Source organism: Alcanivorax sp. HI0083 (genome assembly GCF_001635175.1).
On record NZ_LWFX01000919.1, the window covers coordinates 1 to 6,249 of the forward strand.

Genomic DNA, 6,249 nt, shown 5'->3' on the forward strand with positions numbered 1-6,249 from the left:
TCCGGGTTGGTACCGTTTTCGGCATTGCCATGAGCTGCTGGGTAATGGGCCTGGCCATGGGCGAACACGTGGGGGAAGGCGCCTTTCTGACCAGCCTGGGCGTGGTGCTGGTGCCAGTGCTAGGCCGGCTGATTTTTGCCGAACCGGTGCCTGGCAGTACCTGGCTCGCACTGCCAGTGGCTGCCGCAGGGCTGGCCCTGCTGTCTTTGGATCAGGAACTGCATCTGGAGGCCGGGCAGTTATTCTTTGTGGCCGCTGCCACCATTTTTGCGCTTTATTTCAATCTCAACACCCGCGCCGCCAACCCCCTCTCTACGCGGGGAACGAATGGTGAATCCATTGAACACCCTCGCGTCCCGGCCCTGGCGCTAACCACCATAGTGCTCGCCGTGGTGGGCGTACTGACCGGGGTGCTGTCTGCCATTTTTGAACCCTGGCAAAGTGTCGCGGCCAACGCCACACCACTACTGGTACTGTGGGTGGTGCTCAGTGCCACGGTAGGCACTGCCCTGCGTTTTCTGGTACAAACCTATGCGCAAAGCCTGTCACTGCACAGCCATGGCGTTGTCATTATGGTGTTGGAACCCATGTGGACGGCACTGATGGCCGCCGCTTGGTTCGGTGAACAGATGACACAGCTGCAACTGGCAGGCTGCGCGCTGATCTTTCTATCGCTTCTGGTCAATCGCTGGCGTGCTGTACGCAGCCTCCTCAAGATTTTCCTGACCCGGATTTTTGTTCCAACCCCCAAGTAAAAGGAGTTTCAATGGGTGGAGAAATAGCACAACTCATCACCATGGCGCTGCCAACCTTTCTGGTCGCCATTGCCGGCTTTGTACTGGCCGGCATTTTCATGCCAAAGGCACGGACTGCCGCCATTCTGGTGCTGATCGCCTCGCTACTCAGCCTGGTCCATATCGCCTATATGTGCCTGCAGCAATTCGTGCTGATCGAAATGCTGTATGACGACAGGATATCTGGCGATCTCTTCGGTCTGATTTCCAGCGGCATCTACAACGGGCTGTATCTGATCATCAGCGCATTGATGCTGGGTGCCGCCTTTACCGGTCGCCATCAACCTGTGACAAACGCCCCGCAAAACACCGCGATCAACACAAACGCAGCGCCGCACCGTGGCGGCCTGGTACTGACACTTGGCCTGTTGGGGGTACTGCTATTTGCCCCGGTCGGCATTGTCGCCTGGATCCTGGGCAACAAGGATTTGGCGGCCATGCGCCAGGGCAATATGGATAACAGCGGTGAAGGCATGACGCTGGCGGGCAAGGTGCTGGGCATTCTGGCCACGGTGATGTTCATCGTGGGCATCCTGGTGGTTATTGCTGCGGTTGTCATCGTCGCAACCAGCTATCGAGGCTTCTGATCCCCAGCCTCACGGCCCCGCTTCGCCACACTCGTGAAGCGGGGCCCATTGGCTGTCCGGCAAGCCCCTGACGACTTTGTACACTGCCGTGTGACCCAGTTCCTTCTCTCATTCGCCAGTTGGCGCACCATTTGAGCCCAATAACGCCAATAATAAAAAGACTGACATGATGACGGCACCGTTTTTACGCGCGGCTATCGCCAGCCTGCCCCTGACACTTCTACTGCTGCCCCTTGGCAGCATGGCAGACTCTGCCTGCCTGAGTGCGGCTCCCTACGCCGTTTCGTCATCCTCACTGACTATCAGCGGGGATGATGAACAGCTCCTGGACCTGCTCGGTCACCAGGCCACAGCAACACAAGCCCGCGCCCTGCTCACCTATAACCAGCATGCCAGCAGTATCAACAAACCGATTCTGGGTAATTATGCGCGCCTGCGGCTGGCCGCACTGGCGCTGAAAGACGGCGATACCGAGTTTGCCCGTCAACAACTCAGTGAAGTGGAGCAGAACAGTCCGGCGGCTGTGGATGCCGCCCTGTTGTTGGCAGAAAGCTATCGGCGCGATGGCGACAAGGAGCGGGCCAGAGCCTGGTTTATCCGTATTGCCGCGCGTTTTCCGGGCAACCCCCGGGCGGTATCCGGCCTGGTACTGGCTGGCGATGACTGGCGCAACCAGGGCGCCGATGCGCTGGCCCTGCCGGTGTACAACCTGGCGCTGACCAAGGCGGCGGAAAACCTGCAAGCCCTGAATCAACTCTCCAACGAGCCGGATCAGTTATACCGCACCCTGACCAATACCGTGGCCGGCAACAGCACCACAGTCATGGACCAGCTGGTTTTGGCCATGGTCCGTGATAACGATAGCGAAGTACTTACGGCCACCCGCCAGTTGATGGCCGCCCACCATCAACACAAATGTCTGGACCGCAGGGAAACCGATCTGCACAACGCCATCCAGCATGCCACCGCCAGAGACCTGACCAACGGGGCCTTTCGCACCGCAGCAAAGCGTGAAAAAACCGCCACCGAACAGGAAATTGCAGACTTGCAGCGCATCCTGCGAAACGCCCCGGATGCCGACGAACTGAAAGCACAGCTGGCCAACGCGAGGGAACGGCTGAAACGCCTGAATACCCGGCTCAACAAACTTGGCGGAACCGCACTGCCGCCGGCGCTCCAGCAACGCAAAGACCAGCTGGCACTGGAGAAACAGCAGGTGGAATCGAATCTGACTAACGCGCGGCGCCAGGTGCGCAAAGCGCTGCAAGCGCAGCTCCCGGAACTGGAAACGTTCTACCGGAACCTGGCGGGAGAAGCGCAACTGGGCAAAGCCCAGTTGCTGCAGAAGAAGTCCTGATGATGAAGGATGCCTAACACACCATAGCAACCATCACAGGCCCCCGCACAATCAACCCTTGTGGCTTTTCAACAAGGCATCCACCTTATCGATGTATTTCTGTTTGGCCTCGTCTGCCCCCAGGCCCTTCAGCTTGGCCCAGGCGTCATACTTGGCGCGCCCCACCATATCCAGCATTCCCGGACGCTTGCCGGCCACATCTCCGGCGCTTCCCTGCTTGAAATGCGCATACAAGAAAAGCAGGTCGTCATTGGACGGTTTGCTGTCGAGGGTTTTGACATCTTTCTGGGCTTGTTCAAATCGGGCAGTATCGGTCATGATGTTTCCTGTCGATGTGATCATTGTTGTATAAGGCACAAGCCTTAATTTCTGCAGGAAATAGTGCGCTGTGATCGCGGATGAATCAACATAAGCGCTACCAACAAAATCAAAACGAAGAATAATCAGGTTACGCCATGAGCGACGCAGGGCAATCCCGGGCCAGCCAGACCCTCGACCAACAGCAGGAAGGCATTCTTCGTAATGCCCTCAGTACCTTTCTGGTGCAATTCGATCGCGACCTGGAACGGCGGTATGGCGCACACGCACATCAACGCGCACGGGACCTGATCAATCGCTCCGTTTACCTTTTGATGGGGCTGTATTTGCTGGTCGTGCTGCCGGTCATTGTGCTGGTCAAAACGCCGGAAATGGCCGCCTGGCGAAGTTACGGCGTATACCCCATCGCTGCTGCCCTGATCGGGCTGTGGTGCTGTACCCGCCTGAGCTGGCTGCGCCCCCACGCCATTGGCATCATGTATCTGGCGTTGGGATTATCCCTATCCGGTACGGTCTTGGGCTCCATCCGCTTCAATGGCAGTTTCCCCGGGCAAATTTCCTCGTTTGAAACCATTTATCTGCTGATTATCGGCTTTTCGATTCTGCGGCTGCCGCCCCGGCAGACATTGGTCGCCTGCACCATTGCCGCAGTCGTGGCCTTCGCAATCAGCCTGCTCATGGGCCTGGCACTCCCGCTGCTGCTGGTGTCCCTGTCATTCGGTATCCCGCTGATCATTTGCACCCTGAACGGCTACATTCTGGATATCAGTGCCCGGCGCAATTTTGCCAACAACCTGTTGCTGGCCCATGAATCCGAGCAACTGAAACACTGGCGGGAACAGGCAGAAAAAGATACCCACCGGCAACAGCAGCTCAATACCTTTATGGAGCAAATCGCCGGCAACCTGACTCCCACACAATTACTGGAACGGGTGCTGGGATATCTGGTTCAGCAAGTGAACGCGCAGGTGGGCGCCGCCTACACACTGGAAGAAAACACCCTGGTGCGCCAAGCCGGCTGGGCTCTGAACGACGCAGCTCAAACCCGAAGCACCCTGCCCGCGGGCGAAGGGCTGCTCGGTGCTGCGCTTAACCAGCGGCTGCTGATGCAGCAACATCACGTACCCGAGAATTATCTGGATCTGGAAACCGGCCAGGGCAAACGGCCGCCGGGTGCGGTACTGTTGTGGCCCCTGATACAGGGAGACCACCCGCTGGGCATCATTGAGATCGCCAACACTCAGGGGTTTGATCAGGAACAGCAAACGTTGATCAGCGAGTTGCATCGCCCCCTGGCCTTCGCGCTGCAATCCGCGCAACGCCGCCAGCAGTTTCTGGACCAGACCGCCAGCGCCAACGCATAAACACTCTTCCCCGCTGCCTCAGTCAATGCCACGGGCGGCTTTGGCCGCTTTCAGTGGGGCGGACAGCAAGGCAGGCTTGCGCGGCACGATATCGGCCAGTGATGTCACCATCCGGGCCATGTCCGCATCCATATCCCCGGTGGGCAGAAAGCAATCGACAATGCGCACCTGCCGGCGCCGATAGCAAAAGCCCAACACCACAATCGGCACCGCCATCTGCTCGGCAATACGGTAAAACCCGGTTTTCCATCGCTTGGCGCCGGTACGTGTGCCCTCTGGTGCCAGGCCCAGCCAGAACGGCGTCTCGCGCATGACCGCAGTGGTCTGGTCCACCACATCCTCAGCGCTGTCCCGGTTCACCGGGATGCCCCCCAGCCAGTACATGAGCCGCCCCAGACGCCCTTCAAACAGGGTGTGTTTGCCCATGAAACGCACATGGACTCGCAAGGACTGGATGGCGCTGATGCCGATCACCCCGTCAATGTTTGAAGTGTGAGGAGCAACCGCCAGAACCACCCGGGACGTATTGGGCAAGCTGCCAACAATTCGCCATCCCATCGCCCCCAGAATCAGTCTGCCCAGACCCGCCAGCAGCCAGTGGCCGCGACGGGGCACCTGATCCCCCAGTGTTCGCGCTGTCAGCGGTGCCAGTTCCGATTTCATGCAAATACCGTAAATGTCTGTCGACTCAGTGCCACGGCTTGGCCAGCCGCGTCCCAGATCACAGCCTGGCTTTGTCCATAGCCATCACTGCACTGGTCAGTGTTTACCCGATATTGCCACAAAGTATCCGCCGGGCGAGACCCCGGATCATCCAGCAGCTCCATGGTCCAGGTCAGGGAACTGGCCGGTGCCGGGCCTTTGAGCAACGGCAGCACCGAAGGCGGCCAAGTATCCACCAGGGCAATCAGCGCCGCTGTGCTCATTGTTTCCGGGGGTACGGTGAAGCCCATGTAGCCCCCGAAATCCGGCGCTGCACTGCCACTAAACGGCGGCATACCCTCTGCGTAGCGGATATCAAAATGGGAAAGAAAGTCCGGCGTCAGCCCCTTGATGAACGGCAACGCAATGCTCTGTTCTGCCCCTTTCAAACCTGGCGCTGACGGCCCTTCCACCACCACTTTGGACTCCCGGCCCACGCCGAAACTGGCCAGCATCACCGCGACCACCTGCTCGCCCTGGCGCGCAGACACCATCGCCTGCATCACCGATTTCCCTTCCCGTAGCACCGTTGCGTCCAGAGCAACCTGCCCAGGCGATGCCGGCGCCACAAAAGACAGAGAAAAACTGCGCAAGAACCGCCCACTCGCCACTGTCTTTTGCAGATGATCAAACAGCACCGCGCCGACCAATCCACCAAACAGCGCACGGCCCTGCCCCCAGCCTTCAGGGAAGGTGGCACTGCCCTTGCCATCCACCGTGGCCAAAATTTCATCGAATGTCATGATCTCTCACTTTTTGCATGCCTGAAAATAGCGGCCCTTTATTTACCATCCTCATCAGATCGGTAAAAGTCATTATCCCGTCGCAAGGGCGCCATAACCAACAATCGTGTGCATAAAACAAGCGGAAAACGCGTTTTCCCCATGCGCTTGGCGCCCCTTGCCGGTAGCATAGGCGCCTCTTTTTCAGTTTCGCCAGTACGGAGATAAACGCATGACCTGGTTGAAATCCCGACGCCTGCAGTACCTGTTGGCCATCACTGCTCTCTTTTTCTCGCTGATGGTTGTTCTGCGCGCCGTGTTTTATTTCGGCTTTTCCCCTTTATCCGGTGATAGTGACATTGCCACCGACACCATTCTCACCGCCTGGGGCATTGGCCTTCGCTT

The 6,249-nt window shown here is 58.5% G+C and carries 7 protein-coding genes; 4 read left to right on the forward strand and 3 right to left on the reverse strand.

Annotation, left to right across the window (positions count from 1 at the left end; genetic code table 11):
* From A3754_RS09640 to A3754_RS09650, 3 genes are all read left to right on the forward strand, one after another.
* Positions 1-755, forward strand: a 755-nt coding sequence (locus A3754_RS09640) for a DMT family transporter (RefSeq protein ID WP_063519494.1), incomplete at its 5' end; no start/stop codon positions are given.
* Positions 756-766: 11 nt separating this feature from the next.
* Positions 767-1,381, forward strand: a complete 615-nt coding sequence (locus tag A3754_RS09645) for a hypothetical protein (protein ID WP_063519495.1) — start codon at positions 767-769, stop codon at positions 1,379-1,381.
* Between the two features lie 166 nt (positions 1,382-1,547).
* The gene (locus A3754_RS09650; RefSeq protein WP_231880576.1) at positions 1,548-2,738 is read left to right on the forward strand and encodes a tetratricopeptide repeat protein; all 1,191 of its coding nucleotides are present in this window, start codon (positions 1,548-1,550) and stop codon (positions 2,736-2,738) included.
* Positions 2,739-2,789: 51 nt separating this feature from the next.
* On the opposite strand, the gene A3754_RS09655 is transcribed toward A3754_RS09650, so the two are convergent.
* On the reverse strand, positions 2,790-3,056 hold the full coding sequence (locus tag A3754_RS09655; protein ID WP_063519497.1) for an acyl-CoA-binding protein: 267 nt from the start codon (positions 3,054-3,056) through the stop codon (positions 2,790-2,792).
* Between the two features lie 137 nt (positions 3,057-3,193).
* On the opposite strand from A3754_RS09655, the gene A3754_RS09660 reads away from it, so the two are divergent.
* Positions 3,194-4,420 (forward strand): GAF domain-containing protein, encoded by a 1,227-nt coding sequence (locus A3754_RS09660; protein WP_063519498.1) that lies wholly within the window; start codon positions 3,194-3,196, stop codon positions 4,418-4,420.
* An 18-nt stretch (positions 4,421-4,438) separates the two neighbouring features.
* Here the strand turns inward: A3754_RS09660 and A3754_RS09665 are convergent, their stop codons facing one another.
* A complete protein-coding gene (locus A3754_RS09665; RefSeq protein WP_063519499.1) occupies positions 4,439-5,083 on the reverse strand; it encodes a 1-acyl-sn-glycerol-3-phosphate acyltransferase in 645 nt (214 codons plus the stop codon).
* Positions 5,080-5,865, reverse strand: a complete 786-nt coding sequence (locus A3754_RS09670; protein WP_063519500.1) for an acyl-CoA thioesterase II — start codon at positions 5,863-5,865, stop codon at positions 5,080-5,082. The genes A3754_RS09665 and A3754_RS09670 overlap by 4 nt, the downstream gene beginning before the upstream one ends.
* Positions 5,866-6,249: the final 384 nt, after the last annotated feature.

Bases quoted from the DNA above. Each gene is read 5' to 3' on its own strand.
- A3754_RS09645 (WP_063519495.1), top strand. From the start codon at position 767: ATGGGTGGAGAAATAGCACAACTCATCACCATGGCGCTGCCAACCTTT.
- A3754_RS09650 (WP_231880576.1), top strand. From the start codon at position 1,548: ATGATGACGGCACCGTTTTTACGCGCGGCTATCGCCAGCCTGCCCCTG.
- A3754_RS09655 (WP_063519497.1), bottom strand. From the start codon at position 3,056: ATGACCGATACTGCCCGATTTGAACAAGCCCAGAAAGATGTCAAAACC.
- A3754_RS09660 (WP_063519498.1), top strand. From the start codon at position 3,194: ATGAGCGACGCAGGGCAATCCCGGGCCAGCCAGACCCTCGACCAACAG.
- A3754_RS09665 (WP_063519499.1), bottom strand. From the start codon at position 5,083: ATGAAATCGGAACTGGCACCGCTGACAGCGCGAACACTGGGGGATCAG.
- A3754_RS09670 (WP_063519500.1), bottom strand. From the start codon at position 5,865: ATGACATTCGATGAAATTTTGGCCACGGTGGATGGCAAGGGCAGTGCC.